This is a genomic window from Candidatus Zixiibacteriota bacterium, assembly GCA_040753875.1.
GTDB lineage: Bacteria > Zixibacteria > MSB-5A5 > GN15 > FEB-12 > DATKJY01.
In genome coordinates this window covers 122,094-143,282 of record JBFMDV010000024.1, presented here as the reverse complement: position 1 = coordinate 143,282, position 21,189 = coordinate 122,094, and the positions used below count along the sequence as shown (strand labels likewise).

At 55.8% G+C, this 21,189-nt stretch carries 18 protein-coding genes; 14 read left to right on the top strand and 4 right to left on the bottom strand.

What is annotated here, in order from left to right:
* Positions 1-122: 122 nt before the first annotated feature.
* The 5 genes from AB1644_09010 to AB1644_08990 are packed head-to-tail and all read left to right on the top strand — an operon-like array spanning position 123 to position 5,526.
* Positions 123-380: a 4Fe-4S binding protein gene (locus AB1644_09010; GenBank protein ID MEW6051182.1), complete on the top strand. Its 258-nt coding sequence runs from the start codon at positions 123-125 to the stop codon at positions 378-380.
* Between the two features lie 12 nt (positions 381-392).
* A complete protein-coding gene (locus tag AB1644_09005; protein MEW6051181.1) occupies positions 393-2,609 on the top strand; it encodes a hydrogenase iron-sulfur subunit in 2,217 nt (738 codons plus the stop codon).
* A gap of 3 nt (positions 2,610-2,612) precedes the next feature.
* Positions 2,613-3,584: an oxidoreductase gene (locus AB1644_09000; GenBank protein ID MEW6051180.1), complete on the top strand. Its 972-nt coding sequence runs from the start codon at positions 2,613-2,615 to the stop codon at positions 3,582-3,584.
* Positions 3,581-5,065 carry a Ni/Fe hydrogenase subunit alpha gene (locus tag AB1644_08995; protein ID MEW6051179.1) on the top strand — a complete coding sequence of 495 codons (1,485 nt, stop codon included), beginning with the start codon at positions 3,581-3,583 and terminating at the stop codon, positions 5,063-5,065. Before AB1644_09000 ends, AB1644_08995 begins: the two co-directional genes overlap by 4 nt.
* On the top strand, positions 5,062-5,526 hold the full coding sequence (locus tag AB1644_08990; protein ID MEW6051178.1) for a hydrogenase maturation protease: 465 nt from the start codon (positions 5,062-5,064) through the stop codon (positions 5,524-5,526). The genes AB1644_08995 and AB1644_08990 overlap by 4 nt, the downstream gene beginning before the upstream one ends.
* A 498-nt stretch (positions 5,527-6,024) precedes the next feature.
* On the opposite strand, the gene AB1644_08985 is transcribed toward AB1644_08990, so the two are convergent.
* Both AB1644_08985 and AB1644_08980 read right to left on the bottom strand, forming a co-directional pair.
* Entirely contained in the window at positions 6,025-6,657 is a 633-nt protein-coding gene (locus tag AB1644_08985) for a hypothetical protein (protein ID MEW6051177.1), read from the bottom strand.
* A 15-nt stretch (positions 6,658-6,672) separates the two neighbouring features.
* On the bottom strand, positions 6,673-8,322 hold the full coding sequence (locus AB1644_08980) for an NAD+ synthase (protein MEW6051176.1): 1,650 nt from the start codon (positions 8,320-8,322) through the stop codon (positions 6,673-6,675).
* 291 nt (positions 8,323-8,613) lie between these two features.
* On the opposite strand from AB1644_08980, the gene AB1644_08975 reads away from it, so the two are divergent.
* The 7 genes from AB1644_08975 (at position 8,614) to AB1644_08945 (ending at position 14,765) form a co-directional block, all read left to right on the top strand.
* A complete protein-coding gene (locus AB1644_08975) occupies positions 8,614-9,759 on the top strand; it encodes a 4Fe-4S dicluster domain-containing protein (protein MEW6051175.1) in 1,146 nt (381 codons plus the stop codon).
* Between the two features lie 4 nt (positions 9,760-9,763).
* A complete protein-coding gene (locus tag AB1644_08970; protein MEW6051174.1) occupies positions 9,764-10,216 on the top strand; it encodes a cyclic nucleotide-binding domain-containing protein in 453 nt (150 codons plus the stop codon).
* Positions 10,213-11,076, top strand: a complete 864-nt coding sequence (locus tag AB1644_08965) for an FAD/NAD(P)-binding protein (protein ID MEW6051173.1) — start codon at positions 10,213-10,215, stop codon at positions 11,074-11,076. Before AB1644_08970 ends, AB1644_08965 begins: the two co-directional genes overlap by 4 nt.
* A 1-nt stretch (position 11,077) precedes the next feature.
* Positions 11,078-11,857: an oxidoreductase gene (locus AB1644_08960; GenBank protein MEW6051172.1), complete on the top strand. Its 780-nt coding sequence runs from the start codon at positions 11,078-11,080 to the stop codon at positions 11,855-11,857.
* Positions 11,847-13,139: a Ni/Fe hydrogenase subunit alpha gene (locus AB1644_08955; GenBank protein MEW6051171.1), complete on the top strand. Its 1,293-nt coding sequence runs from the start codon at positions 11,847-11,849 to the stop codon at positions 13,137-13,139. The genes AB1644_08960 and AB1644_08955 overlap by 11 nt, the downstream gene beginning before the upstream one ends.
* Positions 13,140-13,168: 29 nt before the next feature.
* On the top strand, positions 13,169-13,633 hold the full coding sequence (locus tag AB1644_08950) for a hydrogenase maturation protease (GenBank protein ID MEW6051170.1): 465 nt from the start codon (positions 13,169-13,171) through the stop codon (positions 13,631-13,633).
* Positions 13,634-13,724: 91 nt separating this feature from the next.
* Positions 13,725-14,765: an omptin family outer membrane protease gene (locus tag AB1644_08945; GenBank protein ID MEW6051169.1), complete on the top strand. Its 1,041-nt coding sequence runs from the start codon at positions 13,725-13,727 to the stop codon at positions 14,763-14,765.
* Between the two features lie 271 nt (positions 14,766-15,036).
* Here AB1644_08945 and AB1644_08940 read toward each other — a convergent pair whose 3' ends face one another.
* Positions 15,037-17,235 (bottom strand): T9SS type A sorting domain-containing protein, encoded by a 2,199-nt coding sequence (locus AB1644_08940; protein ID MEW6051168.1) that lies wholly within the window; start codon positions 17,233-17,235, stop codon positions 15,037-15,039.
* A 171-nt stretch (positions 17,236-17,406) separates the two neighbouring features.
* On the opposite strand from AB1644_08940, the gene AB1644_08935 reads away from it, so the two are divergent.
* Together AB1644_08935 and AB1644_08930 are read left to right on the top strand one after the other, a co-directional pair.
* Complete coding sequence (locus AB1644_08935) at positions 17,407-18,786, top strand: hypothetical protein (protein MEW6051167.1); 1,380 nt, start codon at positions 17,407-17,409, stop codon at positions 18,784-18,786.
* A 68-nt stretch (positions 18,787-18,854) separates the two neighbouring features.
* A complete protein-coding gene (locus AB1644_08930; GenBank protein MEW6051166.1) occupies positions 18,855-19,772 on the top strand; it encodes a DMT family transporter in 918 nt (305 codons plus the stop codon).
* Positions 19,773-19,847: 75 nt separating this feature from the next.
* On the opposite strand, the gene rocD is transcribed toward AB1644_08930, so the two are convergent.
* Positions 19,848-21,131, bottom strand: a complete 1,284-nt coding sequence (gene rocD / locus AB1644_08925; GenBank protein ID MEW6051165.1) for an ornithine--oxo-acid transaminase — start codon at positions 21,129-21,131, stop codon at positions 19,848-19,850.
* Between the last annotated feature and the right edge of the window lie 58 nt (positions 21,132-21,189).

Sequence of the window (21,189 nt, the reverse complement as noted above, 5' to 3'; positions counted from 1 at the left end):
CTCTTCCGGGAAATGCCGTCGAATCTTCTCCCATTGGGCATCGCTTAACGTGATCGCCATGACGAAATATCGCCACGCTCTTCACGATGACAAATCAAAAACTGATTTTGAGATAGGTTCTAGTGTCGCACGCCATCGACGAGAGCTGCACGGGATGCCACGCCTGCTGCAAGCCGTGTCCGACAGAGGCGATAGTCGGCGAGGCCAAGAAACTGCACTATATCATACAGGACAAATGCATCCAGTGCGGCGCCTGCTACCAGGTGTGTCGTCACAACAGTATCAAGCGGGTGAAACGGGGCGCCGGCGACGCTGTCCAACGACGAGCCAGAGAACTCTGGCGTCCGCCGGCCAAACCCGAACCGGCGGCAGTGGCGTAGGAGCAGTAGATCATGGCTAACGTGAAGATAACCATCGACGGTCGGTTGATCGAAGTTGAAGAGGGTTCGTACGTACTCGAGGCAGCCCGGCAGTTGGGTATCGACATACCGACGCTCTGTTACTATCCGTACATGACGCCGTATGCGGCCTGCCGCATCTGTGCCGTCGAAGCGCGCGCAAACGGGGGCGGGTGGAACAAGATCGTCACTGCCTGCAACTATCCGGCCTGGGACGGGTTGCAGATCATTACGGACTCACCCCGGGTCGTGACGGCCCGGCGGACCAACCTCGAAATGCTCATGGCCAATTGCGCGCCGAATCCGCGCCTTCAGGAACTGGCCGAGCGATTTGGTATCACCGAACCGCGCTGGAAGACCGGCACCAACTACACCTGTATCCTGTGTGGACTCTGCGTTCGTATCTGCGATGAAGTAGTGGGGGCCCATGCGCTGTCGTTTGTCAATCGCGGGTCGCACCGTGATGTCTCCACGCCTTTCCATCTCGAATCGGAGAACTGCATCCTCTGCGGCGCCTGTGCCAAGCTCTGCCCGACCGGGCATATCACCATGGAGGATATCGAGGAGCGGGTGCTCAATCATCGCGAACTGTCGCTGGCGCCGAATTCCGCCATCACACTTTCATTTCGGCAGGCAGTGCCCAACGTGCCGCGCATCCAGCGCGAGAACTGCATCCATTTCAAGACTGGTGGCTGCATGGTGTGCGAAGAGGCGTGTCCCAAGGAGGCGATCGATTTCCACTGCACCGACACGTACGAGGAGATCGAGGTAGGCGCCGTTATCATGGCGACTGGGTTTGACAGCTTTGATCCCACCCCCATGAAGCAATACGGCTACGGCAAATATCCCAATGTCATCACGGCTGAAGAGTTTGAGATGATGAACAACGCCGCTGGCCCGACCGGCGGCAAGGTGCTTTTGGAGAACGGCGAGGAACCGCGCTCGATCGGCATATTGCACTGCATCGGCAGTCGCGATCAGAACCACAACAAATATTGCAGCCGTGTCTGTTGTATGTATGCGCTGAAATTCTCGCATCTGGTCAAAGAAAAGACGAGCGCAGAAGTGTACCAGTTCTATATCGACATGCGCAGTTTCGGCAAAGGGTACGAGGAGTTCTATCATCGCATCCTCGATGAAGGCGTGAATGTCATTCGCGGCAAAGGGGCCGAGGTGGTCCCGGCCGGTTTCCGCAGAGGTGATGAAGGGCATCTCCTGATCCAGTGCGAGGACACGCTCATCGGCAAGTGGCGCGAGGTGCCGGTGGATATGGTGATCCTCTGCACGGCGCTCCAGGCTCGACAGGATGCCAAGGAAACGGGACGAAAGTTCAACATTTCGACCGGCGCGGACGGCTGGTTTATCGAGGCACATCCGAAGCTTGGACCGGTCTCGACCACCACCGACGGGGTTTTTATCGCCGGTGCCTGCCAGGGAGCGAAAGACATTCCCGACTCCGTGGCGCAAGGGGCCGGGGCGGCCATGCAAGCCACCAAACTGATGTGTCTGGGTGAGTTGCTCATGGATGCAGCGTATGCGGAGATCCGCGAGGAGTTCTGCAGCGGCTGCAAGATGTGCAACGACCTCTGTCCGTACACGGCTATCTCCTACGACGAAAGTAAACGCGTCAGCGTGATCAACTCGGCGTTGTGCAAAGCCTGCGGCACCTGCCGCCGCCTGTCCGAGCGGCGCGATCAAGGCACGCCATTTCACAGACGAACAGATATATGCGCAGATCGAAGGGATGCTGGCATGAGTTTCGAACCACGAATAGTCGGGTTTCTGTGCAATTGGTGCAGCTACACCGGGGCCGACCTGGCCGGCACTTCCCGCATGAAATATCCACCCAATGTTCTGACAATCCGGGTGATGTGCTCGGGCCGCGTGGATCCCGGGTTCGTGCTGGATTCGTTCCGCAATGGGGCGGACGGAGTGCTCATTTGTGGCTGTCATTTCGGCGACTGTCATTACGTCGAGGGAAACCACAAGTGTATGCGAAGACTTCCGATCACGAAGAAGATCCTGCAAGGGATGGGGATCGATCCGAACCGGCTCCGCCTCGAGTGGGTGTCCGCCTCCGAAGGGGCGCGCTTTCAGGAGGTTGTCACCGAATTCACGCAGCAAATCCGGGCGCTCGGACCAATGCAACTCAAGGAGTGGGCGTTTGAACCCGCGGCTGCGCAGGAGTACACTGGGGCGGGGAAGGAGTAGATCATGGCGAAACCGAAGCTGGCCATATATTGGGCCGCATCGTACGGCGGCTGCGACATCGCCATCCTTGATATCGAGGACAAGATCCTGGATGTCGCGGCCTTTTTCGACATCGTCTTCTGGCCATGCGCTACCGATTTCAAGTATGACGATATTCGCAGGATGGAAGATCGGTCCATCACGCTGACATTGTTCAATGGGGCTATTCGCAGCGATGAGAACTATGAGATCGCACGGTTGCTTCGACAAAAGTCGCTGCTGATGTGCGCATTCGGTAGCTGTGCCCACGAGGGGTGCATTCCGGGGCTGGCCAATTTCTATGATAAGAGATCGATCATGGAATATGCGTACAGGCAGTCTCCCTCGACAGACAATCCCAATAGTGTCATGCCGCAGCCCGAAGTCGAGGTTCCGGAGGGAACACTGCATATTCCGAATCTGTGGAATACCGTCAGGACGCTTCGACAGGTGGTTGATGTCGACTACAGCATACCGGGCTGTCCGCCGCAATCGGATCAGATAGCGGCCGTGGTGACGGCTGTGATCGACATTATCGCCAACGGCAAGCCGCTGCCGCCGAAAGGGACGATCCTGGGGGCGAGCGAAAAGAGTTGCTGCGATGAATGCAAACGACAGAAGAATGTCAAAAAGATCAAACAGTTTGTTCGCCCGTTTGAAAAGGTCACCGACCCCGACCTGTGCCTGATGGAGCAGGGGATACTCTGCATGGGTCCGGCAACGAGAGCGGGATGCGGTGCCAAGTGCGTCAGCGCAGGCGTGCCGTGCCGCGGCTGCTATGGCCTCCCCTCCAACGTACGCGATCAGGGGGCAAAAATGGCATCCGCGGTCGCCAGCGTTATCGACTCTCTCGATCCTGATGAGACCGCGAAGATCATCGATGGTATCGCCGATCCGGTTGGGACATTTTATCGTTTCAGCCTCCCTGATTCGATGCTCCGGAGAGTGCAATCATGAAACAGATAATCATCGATCCGATAACGCGCCTGGAAGGGCACGGGAAGATTCATCTGTTCGTCAACGACGATGGGGAACTGGCGAACTGCTATTTCCAGATTCCGGAGCTTCGCGGTTTCGAGAAGTTCTGCCAGGGGAGACCAGTCGAGGAGATGTGCCGTATCACGACTCGCATCTGCGGTGTCTGCCCCGAGGCTCACCACATGGCGGCCGCCAAAGCAGCCGATGCCGTGTATGGAGTGACGATCCCATCGGCGGCTCGCAAGTTGAGAGAGCTTCTGTATAATGGATTTTACGCCGGCGACCACACTACGCATTTCTATGCGTTGGGCGGGCCGGATTTTGTCTGTGGACCTGACGCACCGCCCGAAGAACGGAACATTCTGGGCGTGATCAAGAAGGTCGGCATTGATGCCGGCAAGAAAGTGATCGCACAGCGTGCCGCCGGACAGCGGATAGTGGAGATCATCGGTGGGAAGAAAGTCCATCCGGTCACATCGTTGCCGGGCGGTCTGTCCAAGCGGATAACCAAAGAGGAACAGCAGGAGATCATCAGGCTGGGCGAACAGATGGTGGAGTTCGCCAAGTTCACGATCAAGGTTTTCAATGATATTGTTCTGGCCAACAAGGCGTATGTCGATCTCATCCTGTCCGATACCTACACCCACAAGACCTACAACATGGGACTGGTGGATGCCAACGGCAAAGTGACGTTTTATGACGGTAAGGTGCGGGTGACCGCGCCCGACGGCAGCAAGCACGCCGAGTATGAGCCGAAAGATTATTTGCAGTATGTGGCCGAGCATGTGGAGCCGTACAGTTATCTCAAGTATCCGTTCCTCAAGAAGGTTGGGTGGAAGGGATTTGTGGACGGTATGGAGTCCGGCGTGTACAAAGCGTCGCCGCTTTCGCGGTTGAATGTCTCCGACGGCATGGTCACGCCGATGGCGCAGTCGGAGTACGAACGGTTCTACGAGACGCTGACCGGAGACAGATCAGGCAAGACGCCGGTGCATTCGACTCTTGCGACTCACTGGGCGCGCGTGGTCGAACTGGTGTTCGCGTGCGAAGCGGTGCTTCAGCAAGCCAAGGACGACGTGATCATTTCGGACCACGTGCTCGATCCGCCGACCGGCATTGTCGGCGAAGGGGTCGGTATCGTGGAAGCGCCGCGTGGGACATTGACACACCATTACAAGACCGACAAGAACGGCATCATTACCGAAGCTAACTTGATCGTCGGCACCACCAACAACAATGCGCCGATCAGCATGTCGATCAAGAAGGCGGCGGAAGGGTTGATCAAGAAAGGTCAACCAATCACGAATGGGACGCTCAACAAAATCGAGATGGCGTTCCGGGCCTACGACCCCTGCTTTGGCTGCGCCACGCACACACTGCCCGGTGAGATGCCGATGGAGATCATCGTGCATGACGCCTCCAGTGGCGATGTAATCGACACCGTACGGAGACATATGTGAAACCCTCGCTGGTCCTGTGCCTCGGCAACGAGGTCCGCTCCGATGACGCATTCGGGGCGGCAGTGGCAGACCGGCTGACCAGTAACGGCCACGCCGAGAATGGGACCGAGGTGCTGTTTGCGGCGACAGCCGGGTTTGCGCTGCTCGATCTGCTAAGAGACCGGAAGCGTGTCCTCGTGGTCGACACGATTATCACGGGCAATGCCCCTCCCGGGAAATTACATCTGTTTGCCGCGGGGGCATTGACGCCATCGCGCGGCTTGATCAACAGCCACCAAATGAGTCTGCCCACTGCGGTTGCCCTCGGGAAAGAGCTTGGGCTGAACATGCCGACCGAAATCTCCGTGCTGGCGGTGGAGGCACAGGACGTGCATACGTTGAGTGAGCAACTCACGCCGCCGGTGGAGGCCGCATTGGATGAAGCGGTGACGATCGTGACGGATTGGATGGCGCGCGGATAGTCATTCTTTCAGAATCACTACTCTTTTCACACCTGTAAACTCACCATAATTGACTCCCGTAGCGTCATGCCAGTAATTGACTGCACGGGGAAATGGAGTATGTTCCGGACCCAGCCGTTGGCTGGGATACACCGAGTGGTGTGTTGTGCATGACGGCCTACAGTTGGGTTCGTTTTTCTTCGCCATCGATGTCAAGTCATTGCGGCACAATGGGGCATTGGGTTCGTTTTGTCATTTTTTTTATTTCTTGCAGGCCGTTCTGGTCAGAACGAGAATCGGCGTACAACAGTCCACGAATTTATTGGGAGTAGAATCACGAAGGGGCTTTTCCAAATTTCTCAGCATGGGTGTTCCTTCTCCTTATCCAAAAAGAGAAGAGCGCTGGCGATTAGAGGGGAAGTTGTAGGGAAAGTGTATAATAGGTGAAGGGGAAACACACGCTGTCAAGCATGTCGCCGGTCTGAATCTCAACAATGCCCGACCTTTTAGGAAACAAGCTTACTTCTTCCCAAACAACTTGAATATCCAACCATATCCGTATGGTGCGGGCCTGTCGACGGAGGTGTCAATAGGGTGAGCACGTTTCAGTGAAAGCTCTATTTCAAGAAACTGAAGCAGGGCCTCGCATCTATCCTCGCGGAACTCCCAAATGAAGAATGACTGATCATCATAACTCCAATTCACAAGGAAATCGAAGAGGCCTGTTCGTGCGAGATCCCACTCTGACTCTGAGGAAGAAAGAGCCTCAAGCGCTTGAGGCACATTTGCTTCAGATAAACAGCCATAAATCCAGTACTCCCACTGACCAAAACGAACAGCGCTGTCGACCGCGAGGTCAATACTACATCGTGACGAATCCAGCACCGCAGCAAATCCGTGTCGCGAGATGCCGGGGAGGGATGTAAATGACTCGACAGCCTTTGAACGTTTGGAGTCGAGGAGGTCACAGGACAACAGTATCTTCTGTGAATTGGATCTCTCAAGAAGAGTTTTGAGGTGATTGGCGTACTGAACAGACGCAATGTATCTGATCTCCACCATGATAAAGGGCGGTACATTTGCAAGAAAGCCATGTTCACCACGGAAGGACTCCACCCTCCCATCGTAAACGTAGTAAGAATACTCAGTCACCTCCGCAACCTCTTGTCACGGGTCCGGTTTGGCGGCCAAGGGCATGCGGCGGCCGACACCGAAGGCACGCGTGGTCACCTTGAGACCCGGCGCGGCTTGGCGGCGTTTGTATTCGTTCCGGTTGACAGTCTTGATGACCCAGTCAACAGTCGCGCGGTCAAATCCTTTCGCCACGATCTGCTCCGAGGATCGATGTTGTTCGATATACTCATGTAAGATGGCATCAAGAACCGCATATTCGGGCAAGGTGTCCTGATCGGTCTGGTTGGGTTTTAGCTCGGCGGTCGGAGGGCGAGTGATAATGCCGTCGGGGATAATCTCTTTCTCCCGGTTGATATACCGCGCCAGCTCGTAAATCATGGTTTTGGGGACATCGGAGATAATTGCCAGCCCGCCCGCCATATCACCGTAGAGCGTGCAGTAGCCGGTGGCGAATTCGCTTTTATTGCCGGTCGAAAGAACCATTGAGCCGAATTGATTGGAAAAGGACATGAGGATGTTGCCGCGAATGCGAGCCTGAAGATTCTCAAAGGTGGTGCCCTCGGAGCCGGGCGCTCTGTTCAATTCCGGTTTCAGTTGTTTCAGATAGCTGTTGTACAGGTCGGTTATGGGAATCACCCGGAATTCGATCCCCAGATTTTCCGCGAGTTTCCGCGCAAGGTTGGTGCTGATGGAGGCCGAGTACATGGAGGGCATAGCCACGCCGAGTACATTCTCTTTGCCGATCGCCGAAACGGCGACGCAGGCGACAATGGCAGAGTCGATCCCTCCGGACAGCCCGATCACAGCTTTTTTGAAACCGCATTTTCGCATGTAATCGCCGGTGCCGAGAACCAGAGCATCGTACAGCGACTGCATGCGAGTCTGCTCATGGAAATTGGCGGGACTTCCAACAGCGTTGGTATCGATGAGCGACTCCTGGCAGTGAAACGAGGGAAGAATCGCAATCGGCTCGCCGCGGCCGTCAAACACCATGCTGCGGCCATCGAAAATCAGATCGTCGTTGCCGCCCACCTGATTCACAAACAGGAAGGGCAGGCCATGGTTACGGGCATGGTTCTGAATGAGCCGGTATCGGATCGCCTCCTTGCCAAGAAAGAACGGCGATGCAGAGATGTTGACCAGGAGTTGTGCCCCCTGCCGCGCCAACTCGGTAATGGGATCGAATGGGTACATCCGGCGGTGCCAGAGTTCCAGATCATTCCAGGCATCTTCGCAGACAGAGATGCCAAGCCTGATGTCTTTGAAGGTCGTCACGCTGATACTTCGCGCCGGGTCGAAATAGCGGTCCTCATCGAAAACATCATAGGTGGGGAGCAGCGATTTGTGCTGGGTGAACAGGAGGTGTCCGTTCTGTACCAGGAGCGCTGAGTTGTGCAGGCCATGCCCGGCGCCCGTGGCATTGGGAATCGGCGCGCCGAAGAGTATTCCTGTGTCAGGGAACGTCCGGCTGCGGTCGATCAACCGGGCGACGCCAGCCTGCACTTTGTCAACGAACCAGGGTTCGGCCAACAGGTCGCGCGGGGGATAGCCGGCAAGAAACAGTTCCGAGAAAACCACCAGATCGGTTTTCCCCTGCCATTTGGCGGCAGTTGTGGTGATCAGTTCTATGTTACCGGTAATATCCCCGACGACGGGATTAAGCTGTGCCAGCAGCAGTTTCATATCGTTCCCACGTTGATGTGAATGGAAAGTACGGAACAAAGCTATGTTCAGGCAAGTGGTTAGCGAATGTGTACGCGCTCGTACGCTTTTGGGCCTGATCGCCAAAAACTATGCCCGGCAGATTGAGAAAATTTTCACAATACGACCCTAATTTCATTGACTCGTACCATAGAGAATAGATACTTTTGCCGATGTAATGAAGACGAGAGAATTGGGTATGTGGGGGACACGTTGACAAAGCCATCACGGTCGCAGCCAACGTCAAATCCTGATCGTTCCAAACAGGCCACTGTGGCGAACCAGGCCGTGGTGCTTGAGACAGGCCAACTTCAGGAACTGATAGTCACTCTAAAGCAGCGTTCGTATCGGGTAATCGGCCCGACCGTGCGTGATAGTGCGGTCGTCTATGATGAGATCGACTCATGCAATGACCTGCCGGTCGGTTGGACCGACGAACAGAACGCTGCGAGCTATCGCCTGCAACGAACTGAGGACGGGCAGTATTTCCATTATACGGTAGGCCCACAGAGCTGGAAGAAGTTTCTCCACCTGCCGAACGTGCGGCTTTGGAAAGCAACACGTCACGGCACTGATCTTCGGATCGAAGAAGATGATCACGTCCCGCCGCTGACTGCATTCGTGGGTGTGCGGTCGTGCGAACTAAACGCCATTGCCGTACAAGATCGTGTGCTTCTGGGAGACCTGTATCGCGATCCGGTCTACCAGAAACAGCGCGAGAGGATTCTCATCGTGGCGGTCAATTGTTCAAAGGCAGGCGGGACCTGTTTCTGCCGTTCGATGAACACCGGGCCAAGGGCGCGATTGGGGTTCGATATCTGTCTGACCGAGATTTACGAGGCTGGTCGGCATTATTTTGTGGCTGAATCGGGCAGTGCAGTGGGAGAAGAGATTCTCGGTAGTCTTGTATCGCGTCCGGCAGGGCCCGATGAGTTGACAGCGATCGATCGCGCGATAGCCGTCACCGAACGGCAGATGGGGAGACAACTCGATACCACAGGCGTCAAGGAGCTGTTCTATCGCAATATCGAGCATCCGTATTTCGAAGAGATAGCGTCTCGCTGTCTGACGTGCGGGAACTGTACGTTGGTTTGCCCGACCTGTTTCTGCACGACAGTTGAGGATGTCACGGATTTGACGGGCCAGCAGGCGGAGCGGTGGCGGAAATGGGATTCCTGTTTTACGGTCGATTTCACATATATCCACGGGGGGAGCATCAGGAGTTCGGCCTACGCTCGGTATCGCAAGTGGATCACGCACAAGCTGGCGACCTGGCAGGACCAGTTCGGCAGTTCCGGCTGTGTGGGGTGCGGGCGGTGCATTACCTGGTGCCCGGTGGGCATAGATATCACCGAGGAAGTACAAGCGTTACGAGACCGGGAGTCGGTGGAACCGGCTGCCGTGTCGGTGAAGGAGTGATAGGATGGAGACACTCGAACCGTATCTGGCGGAGCATCCGTTTTTCAGAGGGATGGCCAAACGCCATATCGAGTTGATAGTCGGCTGTGCATCGAATGTGCGTTTCGACGCCGGGCAGTACTTGGATAAGGAGGGGGAGGAAGCCAATCGATTCTGGATCATTCGGCATGGCAGGATCGCGATAGAGATATTCAACCCGACCACCGGTCCCATCACGATTCAAACAGTCGGGGAGGGGGATGTGGCGGGATGGTCATGGCTTTTCCCTCCGTACGTGCACCACTTTGACACGCGGGCGCTGGAACTGACGCGGGCGATCGCTCTCGACGGCAAATGTCTGAGAACAAAATGCGAGAATGACCACGAGCTTGGCTACGAGCTCTTCAAACGTTTCGCTCAGATCATGGAACAGCGAATCGAGGCCACCCGCATGCAACTTCTGGATCTGTATAAATGACGACCTCGACTGTCCCAGCGCATGTGGAGCATCGGGCCAACCCGATGCAGCCTCAGCCGTTCCGGGTTCGCAAGGTGCAGAACGATACCCACGACACCTTCACCATGAACCTGACGCCGGTCGATGGCGGAGCAGAGTTCAAGTTCCAGCCCGGCCAGTTCAACATGCTCTATGTTTTTGGAGTCGGTGAGGTGCCGATTTCCATCAGCGGTGATCCGACCGCAGGCGGGCCGCTGGTGCACACAACGCGAGCCGTGGGAACAGTCACCAAGGCGATGCGGAAACTCAAGGTGGGAGACACTATCGGGGTGCGGGGACCGTACGGAAGCGCCTGGCCCGTTGAGGAAGCAAAGGGGAGCGACATAGTAATCGTGGCGGGGGGTATCGGGCTGGCGCCGCTGCGACCATCGTTGTACTACGTGCTGCGCCACAGGCACGATTACGGCAAGGTCGTGCTGCTGTACGGTACGCGGACGCCATCAGATATACTCTATCGTAAAGAGATCGAGGGCTGGCGCTCGCGGTTCGATCTGGAAGTATACGTGACAGTTGACCGTGCGATTGGCGCCTGGCACGGCAATGTGGGAGTGGTAACGAATCTCATTCCGAAGGCGCCGTTCGATCCGCTGAACGCGGTTGCTATGGTGTGCGGGCCGGAGGTCATGATGCGGTTCACGGCGCTGGCACTTCAGAAACGGGGTGTGACGCCGGGCCGCACATACCTGACCATGGAACGGAATATGAAGTGCGCGGTTGGTTTCTGCGGCCATTGTCAGTTTGGTCCCACGTTTGCGTGCAAAGATGGTCCGGTCTATCGGTACGACAAGATCCGCTGGTTCTTCGGCAAGCGGGAGGTATGAAATGGCGGCGGCAACGAAACCGAAATTGGCTGTTTGGAAATTCGCATCCTGTGACGGGTGCCAGCTCAGTCTGCTGGATTGCGAGGACGAGTTGCTGGCGGTTGCGGGTGCGATCGAGATCGCTAATTTCGTGGAAGCGACCCGCGAGGTGGTAAAGGGGCCGTATGACCTGTCGCTGGTGGAAGGTTCAATCACAACCCCTCACGATGCCGAGCGGATTCACAAGATTCGCCGAGCTTCGAAAACGCTCATTACCATTGGGGCGTGCGCAACGGCCGGCGGTATCCAGGCGCTCAGAAATTTCAAAGATGTCAAGCAGTTTACGTCGGTTGTGTATGCGTCGCCCGAGTATATAGAGACGCTGGGGAAGTCCACGCCAATTCGCGATCACGTCTTTGTCGATTTTGAGCTGCGCGGCTGCCCGATAAGCAAGGCGCAACTGGTGGAGGTGCTGAGCGCCTTCTTAAACGGGCGAAAACCGAACACGCCGCCGCACAGCGTCTGCATGGAATGTAAGCGGCGTCAGACGGTGTGCGTCATGGTGGCACAGGGCACGCCATGTCTTGGACCAGTGACGCAGGCCGGATGCGGAGCGATCTGCCCATCGTATCACCGCGGGTGTTATGGCTGCTTCGGTCCCAAAGAGACGCCCAATACTGCCTCGTTGAGCCATCGGTGGCAGGAGATGGGGGTAATGGAGGAGGACCTGGTACGGGCCTATCGCGGGTACAACGCGTATGCCGATGCGTTCCGCAAAGAGAGTGAACTCCATGAGAAATAGCAGGACGGTCAAAGTCGACTATCTGGCGCGGGTCGAAGGGGAAGGGTCCCTGTACGTGAAGATTAAAGGGGACAAGGTCGATGACGTCAAATTCAAGATATTCGAGCCGCCACGGTTTTTCGAGGCGTTTTTGCGGGGACGCCGGTTTACCGAGGCGCCGGATATCACGGCCCGAATCTGCGGCATCTGCCCGGTCGCCTATCAGATGAGTTCATCGCATGCCATGGAATCGATTTGTGGTGTTGCGGTCGACGGTCAGCTTCGCGAGCTGCGGCGGTTGCTCTATTGTGGCGAGTGGATAGAAAGTCACGCGCTGCATGTGTTCATGCTGCATGCACCGGACTTTCTCGGGTATCAGGACGCGATCCAGATGGCCAAAGATCACGCCGACGTTGTCACGAGCGCACTCAAGCTGAAGAAGATCGGTAATGAGATCATGACGATACTTGGCGGACGGGAGATACATCCGGTTAACGTGCGTGTGGGCGGGTTCTATCGGGCACCGCACCCGAAAGAGCTGGCGCCATTGATCTCCAGGCTGGAATGGGCGAGGCAATTCTCAATTGAGGCAGTCGGTCTGGTCGCTGGATTCACGTTCCCGGATTTCGAATCGGATTATGAGTTCGTATCGTTAAAGCACCCATCGGAGTATCCGATCTGCGAAGGGCGGCTGGTTTCGAATCGCGGCCTTGATATTGCGATCAGCGAATACGAGAACCATTTCACTGAAGAGCATGTGGAACATGCTAATGCGCTACAGTCAGTTCATAAGGGGGCAGGGCCGTATTTTGTAGGGCCGCTGGCACGCTTTAATCTGAACTTTGATAAGTTGAGCCCGGCCGCAATGAAAATCGCAAAAGAAGTTGGTATCGGGCCGGGCTGCCGCAATCCGTTCAAGAGCATTATCGTGCGAGCGGTTGAGTTGGTGTATGCCTGCGATGAAGCGCTTAGAATTATCAACCAGTATACAGTGCCGGTGAAGCCATTTGTCGAGCTAACACCGAAGGCCGGAGTCGGCTTTGGATGCACTGAAGCGCCGCGCGGGATCTGCTGGCATAAGTACAAAATCGACGACGAAGGTATAATTCAGGATGCCAAGATCGTGCCACCGACGTCTCAGAATCAAAAGCAGATCGAGGATGATCTGCGGCGTTTCGTGGCCGCCCGTATCGACATGGAGCACGAGCAACTTACCTGGCAGTGCGAGCAGGCGGTCAGGAACTATGACCCCTGCATTTCGTGCGCTACCCATTCGCTCAAGCTCCACATCGACCGCGAGTAATCATTGCCCAGACGCGTGATACGTACCTGATGCGCAAGTCCCTTATTATTGGTGTCGGCAACGAGTTTCGTGGTGATGACTCGGTCGGGATAGTGGCTGCCCGGCGGCTGCGTACAAGAATTGGGAACGCGGTCGATGTCCTGGAGCATAGCGGTGAGGGAGCCTCGCTCATGGAGGCATGGAGCGGTTATGACACGCTTATTCTGATCGACGCTGTGGAGACATCGGTCACACCAGGGCAGATATTCCACTTTGATGTATCAATAGAGAGGCTGCCGACAAGGTTTTTTCACTATTCTACGCATGCATTTGGTCTTACCGAAGCAATTGAGACGGCCCGAGCCTTGGGCCGACTGCCCAAACAGGTGTTTGTCTATGGAGTGCAGGGGAAGCGATTTGACACGGGAGCGCCGCTGTCGAAAGAGGTTGAGACGTCCGTCGATGGGCTTGTTCTGCTCATACTTGAGCGGCTGAACCTACTCTCATCGCATTAGTCGGTCGAAAAAAGATTGACCGGGCGCGCGTATCGGAGTTTCTTTCCGTATGTTTGAAGACAGGCCACTCTCACTCCGGGGAATGTTCCACATGAAATCACCAGGACCGTTATCGCTGTTGGGAATCTTGTTGTTCGCGGCCACGGTCGCCACTGGCCAGATGCCATCGGACAGCGACAAGATCGTCATTGAGAAGAAGTCGAAAGCGCCGCGCGGCCCGATGCACGTGTCGATTAAACCGTATGTAGCCGTCAACTCCGGTCATACGACGTACGAGATGGATGAGTCCGGGTACGACGGCAGTGAGTTCATACGGGTGAGATCAAAGCTCGAGTTCCCGCTTGATGTCACGCTGGCAGGGGCCAACGTCACGGTCGAGCTTCCGGACCGCAGGTGGCGACTCGAGGGCGGATTCTGGGCGAATGTCCAGGATCCGGACAAAAAGATGAAAGACTATGACTGGCTTACGGCCGGACCGTTCAACGATGCGATGATCAGCTACACGGAATCCGACGCCCTCATGAGTGCATTTGAGTTCAAGCTTGGCGCGGGGTATCGCGTGTTGGAGCGCGAGAAGGTACGGTGGTTCGTCAACGCCGGGTTTCGATATCAGAAGGTCGATCAGGATATCAACGGGTACAAAGGCTGGCAGCTTGACACCAATTTACAGCGTTTCCCTGTCGCTGGGACAGAGCCGGCGATAGCATATCAGATCAGCTACAAGATGCCTCTGTTCGGGATGTCAATCGAATGGCAGCCGCTGCCATCGCTCAAATTCAGCTTGTCGGGTTCAGGTGTTTACTTTTGGGTAAACGATGTCGACGATCACTTGATTCGAGGCAAGGAGTCTACCGCCAAGGGTACCGGTACCGGAGGGCTTGGTGGCATCGAGGGCGCCTACCTGTTCGGCAGCGGGTCCCGGGGTGTGACACCGTTTATTGGATTCACGGGCGAACTGCTGTATCTGAGTTCGACCGCGCGTCAGACTCAGCGCTGGTATCGCGATGAACTGGATTATTCGACCGACCCACCGACTGTTTTAGTTCCTGCCGGGACAGTCATATACGGCATTCACCATAAGATTACCTCGAAACAGACGCGGATCGGCGTGAGCGCAGGAGTACGGTTTTAGCGTTGGAGGGTCGGGTTTCTCGGTCGAAGCGGTTTCGGGAACGGAGCTACGACGCTTCGGTGCGTCTCGATTTGCATCGTCGCACTGATCGTAGACGAAGTGCGACGCACGTTCTGCTGCAGGGCGGCGACAGAAGTTCGGGCTTCGACTCCGCTCAGCCCGACGCTGTTTGAAATCCTGATGTCGGGTTTCACTGGCAAAGCTGCCACCGGAATTTCACACCTGATAGGTGTGTTACAGCGCCGCGACCTCGGAACCGGACCTACAGCAGTTACTTGAGTAAGATCATCTTCTTCGATTCGACGAAGTCTCCTGCCCTCAGGCGATAGTAGTAGATGCCGCTTGCGACGGGATGCCCGGAGGCATCGATACCGTCCCACACGACTTCATGCGTGCCTTGACCGTATTGTGACGAGTGACTGCACACAACCGCCCCCAGGACATTGACGATCTCAAGCTCGACCTGCGCAGCACGGGGGAGATCGAAACTGATCACGGTAGAGGCGTTGAAGGGGTTGGGGTAGTTTTGGTGGAGGGCGAATGTGCTTGGAAGATCCGCCGCTTCGTCGGCATCGGTCGGCTGATCGACGATGATGTTCGTCACCTGTGCACCGGCTGATGTAGCTGCCGCAGCCTCTAAGACAATAGTTGGTTGGTCGAATGTTAGCAATGGACCGGAGAATACGGGCGGCATCGTCGTCACCGTAAACGACGTCGGTGAAATGATAACTCGAGTATTCAGACCATCGAACAAGTAGTCAAGATCGACATCGGACTGCTGCACCGTTGGTGTAACACGTCCTGTGAGGAGCATCGATATTGCCCCCAATGTGTCTACCGACTGTATCGACACTGATCTGAGATCTGAGCCGTAAGTGAAACGGAGTTCGTTGTTGGAATAGTACGTAGGGTGACCGCCGACGTCCCCTATAATTACCTTGTACAACCAAACGAGATCGGCGAGGGTGAGAATGAGGCCGTCCGCATTCACGTCGGTGGCGGCAATCTGTCCGTTGACGTTGATCGTGAATACTGACAGGCCCTTCAGGAAGTAACTTCGGAACAAGATGTAGTCGGCCATATGATATTTCAGACCGTCGAAATTGATGTCACCTCTTGGATCTTCCGGATCGTCGATCGTGTCGGCACAAGCAACTTCCAGCCCGCCATTGATAAAGGCGATGGCGCGGCGGACAGGGGGCCAGCTTGGACCGCCTGCCGTTTCGCAATTTGCCTGTGCACCCAGATATGTCGGGAAACCTGCTGACGGATCGGAGATGTCCACATCCGGACGGTCAAAGTCCGCCAGAGAACTGCTAATGAACAATAGCTGGCCATCGTCGCTCGCCAGCATGTTGTCCTCACAGGCAAGCCAGAAGAATCGAACGGGCAAGAATTGACATTCCAGCGTACGGTCATTGCTCACAAGAAAATTGAGCGAGAATAAGGTTGCCGGGACACTTTCAGGCAGAAAGCAGCTCGGGTGGTTAGGGCCGTTGTTGGTTTCGGCCATAGCGACCACTCGTACCAAGCCGCTTGGACATCCGCCGGTGCAATTACCGTCGGCACCATATCGATAAGTAAAGTACTCCCAGCCACAGCCGGTCGGACTGAACGCTTGGCCAAGTTGGGCACTTTGAAAGGCCAGCGCACTGTTGTCATAGGCGACGAGCATGTTGAAGCCACTCAGGGGACAAAACGCCCTGTCGAGCTTGACGGCGACATTTGTGTACTGGCCTTGGATTACGTTGTGGGTCTTGTCTATGCGTATCGCATAGGGAGGAACGCCCAACACTCTGAAATGCAACACGAAACCTGAAGCTCCCCAGCCGTCGGTGACGGTCACATACACTCGAAGCGTCGCTCCGGCATCGAGTATCCTCGGCGTGAAGCTAAGTGCGGCACTGTCGCCGGACACCGTTACAACCAGGCTCGATTCTGGCAGGGGCGGCACGCTCATCGCGGATATGTTGACAGCATCACAAGAGTCGCTGTCGCTGAATCTAAACCAGACCGTCTTGGTCTGTTCGGCAGAGACTTCAATTGTGTCGCGGCCATCGAATCCGATCAAACTCAATCGCGGGTATTCGTTGTCTACCCAGACATTGAAACTACAGTTGTGGTCGGCATCGGAGTCGAAACTCCCCAACGAAGCAGAGACGACTACGAGATATGAGTGGTTGCGGGTGGCCTCTTCAGATGGTATGAGCGTCCAGACTCCCGTCAGTTCGTCGACGTGCCCCGGGCCATACTCCTTGTGGTATCTAATCGCCGGACTCGGCTGCATGGTTATCGGATGCACCGCCTTGAGTTGGTACGAGATAGTATCACAATGGTCAACCGATAGATACTGCGGGCAGTCCACGAACACGGGCGGGCCGCATACATCCGGTTCAGCATAAGCTGCTGAAGTGAGAAGGGCAAAGCAGACAAGAGAGATCGCCGATTGTAGAACATTCTGTCGAGTCATAAAAACTCCCCGGTTATGAGTACGCCGACAATATACTCCAGAATGACAGGTTGTCAATCGCCAATCTAAGGCTACTCCACGTTCCGGCTCCAGGCAGATAACCATTGACAAAAGGTGTGCTGTTTATTATCTATACGTCGCAGGACAACCAACTAATTTCAGGAGGGCGCCATGAAGGCTGCTTCTTTGACGGTTGTCTGCGCCCTGTTCCTCATTTTCTCATGGTATCCTTGTGGGACTCAGGCACAGACGATTTCTGTGGACGAGGTGGTCGGTCTATTCCGGAATGACACGGTCAAGACCGAAACACCCATTACATTCAAGCTCCGTTTCACCAATCCCGAAGCGCTCAATTTTTCGATCTCGAATGGGTTTGAGATCTACTCGCCGGACGGCGCGGAGTGGGACCATCTGTCGGTGGCGGGGGACACGCTGACCGGAGCGATCCCGCGGTCGAACTGGGACCTTCAGTTTGCCATGAATGTGTTCCTCGGGGCCGGTGTACCGCCGGCTGACACGGTGGGCATTCTGGGGGCCAAGATCAACGGTGTAGGATTGCCGTCATTGTTCAACGGTGTGCCGTACGGGATCAAGATTGGTTCTCTCACGAATGCGAACGACGGCAAACATATCTGTCTCGATTCGGCGTGGTTTCGTCCGGGCGGGACGTGGAAGTGGGTGGCCTCGGGAGGAATCAACCGGTATCCGACGTGGGGTGGTCCGTACTGTTATTACATTTATCAGGTGCCGGACCTGATGCCATCGATCACCAACGCGCCGGCGTCGCTGAGTGGTCGCCACTGCGTGACGATGTCGTATGATTTCAATGGGTCTGATCCGGAAGGGGAGACGGTGACGTTCCAGAAGGTGAGCGGGCCGGGGAGTATCAACAGCACGACGGGCCTGTGGAGTTATACGCCGTCGCTGGCGGATGTAGGTCAGTCGCTCACTCTGGTGGTACAGGCGTGCGAGCCGCACGGGTGCGGCAGTTCGGTGAGTGTGCCGCTGACGTTCACCAACGAAGTTCCCACGTTCACGAGCGGTTGCCGCGACACGATGTGGGTAGCGGTTGGAAATTCCGTCACGAAAGACATGAACGCGTCTGATGGATGCAGTGACCCGCTTCACTTTGTGCTAGGGCCGGTCACGCCGAGTCTTGACGGGACGGTCAGTATCAACGCCTCGACTGGCCTCATTACATTTTCGACCACAGGCATGGCTGTGGTCGGGGTGTACGATGTCAGCGTGTATGCGAGTGACACTAAAGACTCGGTCCTATGCCATACTTACTTCAGGGTATCTGCCAGTTGTTGTCTCGGCATCAGGGGTAATGTCAGCGGTGATGCCCAGGATAGGGTCGACCTACTCGATGTTGTGTATCTTGTCGATTATCTGTTCGCCATGTCAGACCCTCCTCCTCCGCTTTCCAATTGTCCTGATGAAAACAACGCTGATGGAAGTCCCGATAATGTCATCGATATCTCGGATCTGACGGCGTTGGTATCATACTTGTTCTATGGGGAACCGCTTGCACCCTGTCCGGCGTTTTGAGGCAGTCACCGCCGCATTTTTGTGAATAGTGATTGGCCGGCCGGCCGTTTGAGGTTATCCTTAGCGGCATGGCCGGCCATTCTCATTCGGTGTTTCGTGCATTATTGCTGATCCTTTTCGGTGCGACCTGTATTAGCTTTGCGCCGGTCTTCGTGAAGTTGATCGGGCCAGACAAGATTGGCCCTACTGCCATCGGCTTCTGGCGGTTGGTGATCGGTGCCGGTTTGTTGTTTGGGATAGCTGGGCTGCAACGGCAGTCCCTAACTCTTCCCCGCTCAATCTACTTGTTCTCGGCGTTGGCTGGGTTGACGTTCGCAGCCGACATGTTCTTATGGACTCGGTCAATCTTTTACTGCGGCTCCGGTATGGCCACGATACTCTCGAATACACAGGTGTTCGCCAGCGCAATCCTGAGTTATTTCGTGTTCAAGGAGAGATTGACGTTCAAGTTTTTCGTGGCAGCGATCAGCGCGTTTGTCGGCGTCGGGCTCCTGGTTGGACTGGGTAGCTCGGAGGTAGTATTCACCGAGCGCTATGTACTCGGGATAGTGCTGGGGATTGCCAGTGGACTGGCGTATGCGAATTATATTATATGTTTGAAGAAAGTCGGACACCATCCGGATCTAAAGGCAATGATAACGCTCATGGCGTGGACCTCGGCCTTTTCCGCACTATTCCTCGGTATATCGGTGACCATAGAGGGTGCGACGTTTCTGCCGCCGGACGCGCGCACGTGGCTCAGCTTATTTGGTGCGGGGTTAGTCGCGCAGACGCTCGGCTGGCTGTCGATCTCAAGCTCGTTGCCAAAGCTCGATGCCTCGCGTGCTGGGCTGGCGCTCCTGCTCCAGCCGACGTTGTCGATGGTCTGGGGGGTGTTGCTGTTTGGGGAGTTTCTGACAGCCGTTCAGGTGTTTGGAGCGCTGATCACACTGGCGGCGATTTACTTTGGGTCGGTGCGTCAGGGTGCAAAGGATGGAGTTGCATAAAGTGACTGGTCAAAACGAAAACGGGCGGTGTGAACGAGTCACGCCGCCCGTGGACGATGATTCCCAGCCGTTTTCTTAACTCACCAGAACTTTTTCGAGACGCTCCACTATGTAGTCGACCTCGCGCTCGTTGATAATGAGCGGTGGAGAGATGCGGATCGTGTGGCCGTGGCTGTCGTTGGCCAGCATGCCAATCTCAAGCAGCTTGCGGCAGTACGCCATGGCGTCGCCGTTGTTGACTTCAATTCCGATAAACAGCCCGCGCCCGCGTACTTCTTTGATGTGGGATGAACGCGAGGCGACATCCATGATCTTCTTTTTGAGTATAGCTCCCATTCGCTCTGAGCGCTGCGGGAGATCGTCATTGACGATCACATCGAGCGCCGTGCAGCCGGCCACGCAGGCGAGCGGATAGCCGCCGAAGGTGGAACCGTCACGCCCCGGTTGGAATACCATATCCATGACTGCGCGATTGGTGACAAAAACCGATACCGGCACTAATCCTCCGGCGATCGCTTTGCCAAGGATGATGCCGTCCGGGATGACGTTCTCGTGCTCGAAACAGAACATCTTGCCGGTGCGACCGAGTCCGACCTGAATTTCGTCGAACAATAACAGCAAATCGTTCTTATCGGCCAACTGGCGGAGTCCTTTCAGGAATCCGTCCGGGGGCTGGTACATGCCCCCCTCGCCCTGCATCGGCTCGACCAGGATGGCGCACGTGTTCTTGTTGATGGCTTTCTCGACCGCGGCCAGATCACCAAAATTGACCGACACGAAACCGGGAGTCAGCGGGCCAAACCCTTCCTTGTATTTTGGTGTCGTGGAGAACGAAACGATAGTAATCATCCGACCGTGGAAGTTATTATTGAAAACAATAATCTCCTGTTTGCCGTCGGGGATCCCCTTGTGCTTGTATCCGAAATAGCGGGCAGCTTTGATCGCCGTTTCGACCGATTCCACGCCACCGTTCTTGGGTAGTACCTTGTTGCCGGTGTTGCCGAATCGCGGGCCGAGCTGCGGGACCAGAGTCGCGACCTTCTTGAGGAACAGACCGAGCGAGTCGGTATAGACGACATTCGATATGACCGAGCCGTAGTGCCCCTGAAGTGCTTCCACCATAGCCTGGACGATCTTTGGGTGATGATGTCCCGGATTGGCGGCGGAATAGGCGGCGAGGCAATCGAGATACTTGGTGTCGTCGATACCCGTCAGCCAGGCCCCTTCGGCCTTCCGAATGACCACGTCGAGCCGGCCGTAGTGGTTGGCTCCGAAGCTGTGTTCGAAATCACAAATCTGGTCGTCGGGGACCTGAGAGAAGCCGAAAGTGCTCTTATTTATGGTGCTGGTCTGGGTCATATTTCATCTATCCAATCTGCCCGTCTCAGTCGGGCGTTCGAGGGTTTTAACTCGTTCA

What these genes read in the sequence shown, in the direction of transcription:
- AB1644_09005 (MEW6051181.1), top strand. Translation starts at nt 393, where the DNA reads ATGGCTAACGTGAAGATAACCATCGACGGTCGGTTGATCGAAGTTGAA.
- AB1644_09000 (MEW6051180.1), top strand. Translation starts at nt 2,613, where the DNA reads ATGGCGAAACCGAAGCTGGCCATATATTGGGCCGCATCGTACGGCGGC.
- AB1644_08995 (MEW6051179.1), top strand. Translation starts at nt 3,581, where the DNA reads ATGAAACAGATAATCATCGATCCGATAACGCGCCTGGAAGGGCACGGG.
- AB1644_08980 (MEW6051176.1), bottom strand. Translation starts at nt 8,322, where the DNA reads ATGAAACTGCTGCTGGCACAGCTTAATCCCGTCGTCGGGGATATTACC.
- AB1644_08970 (MEW6051174.1), top strand. Translation starts at nt 9,764, where the DNA reads ATGGAGACACTCGAACCGTATCTGGCGGAGCATCCGTTTTTCAGAGGG.
- AB1644_08965 (MEW6051173.1), top strand. Translation starts at nt 10,213, where the DNA reads ATGACGACCTCGACTGTCCCAGCGCATGTGGAGCATCGGGCCAACCCG.
- AB1644_08960 (MEW6051172.1), top strand. Translation starts at nt 11,078, where the DNA reads ATGGCGGCGGCAACGAAACCGAAATTGGCTGTTTGGAAATTCGCATCC.
- AB1644_08955 (MEW6051171.1), top strand. Translation starts at nt 11,847, where the DNA reads ATGAGAAATAGCAGGACGGTCAAAGTCGACTATCTGGCGCGGGTCGAA.
- AB1644_08950 (MEW6051170.1), top strand. Translation starts at nt 13,169, where the DNA reads ATGCGCAAGTCCCTTATTATTGGTGTCGGCAACGAGTTTCGTGGTGAT.
- AB1644_08945 (MEW6051169.1), top strand. Translation starts at nt 13,725, where the DNA reads ATGAAATCACCAGGACCGTTATCGCTGTTGGGAATCTTGTTGTTCGCG.
- AB1644_08940 (MEW6051168.1), bottom strand. Translation starts at nt 17,235, where the DNA reads ATGACTCGACAGAATGTTCTACAATCGGCGATCTCTCTTGTCTGCTTT.
- AB1644_08935 (MEW6051167.1), top strand. Translation starts at nt 17,407, where the DNA reads ATGAAGGCTGCTTCTTTGACGGTTGTCTGCGCCCTGTTCCTCATTTTC.
- AB1644_08930 (MEW6051166.1), top strand. Translation starts at nt 18,855, where the DNA reads ATGGCCGGCCATTCTCATTCGGTGTTTCGTGCATTATTGCTGATCCTT.
- rocD (MEW6051165.1), bottom strand. Translation starts at nt 21,131, where the DNA reads ATGACCCAGACCAGCACCATAAATAAGAGCACTTTCGGCTTCTCTCAG.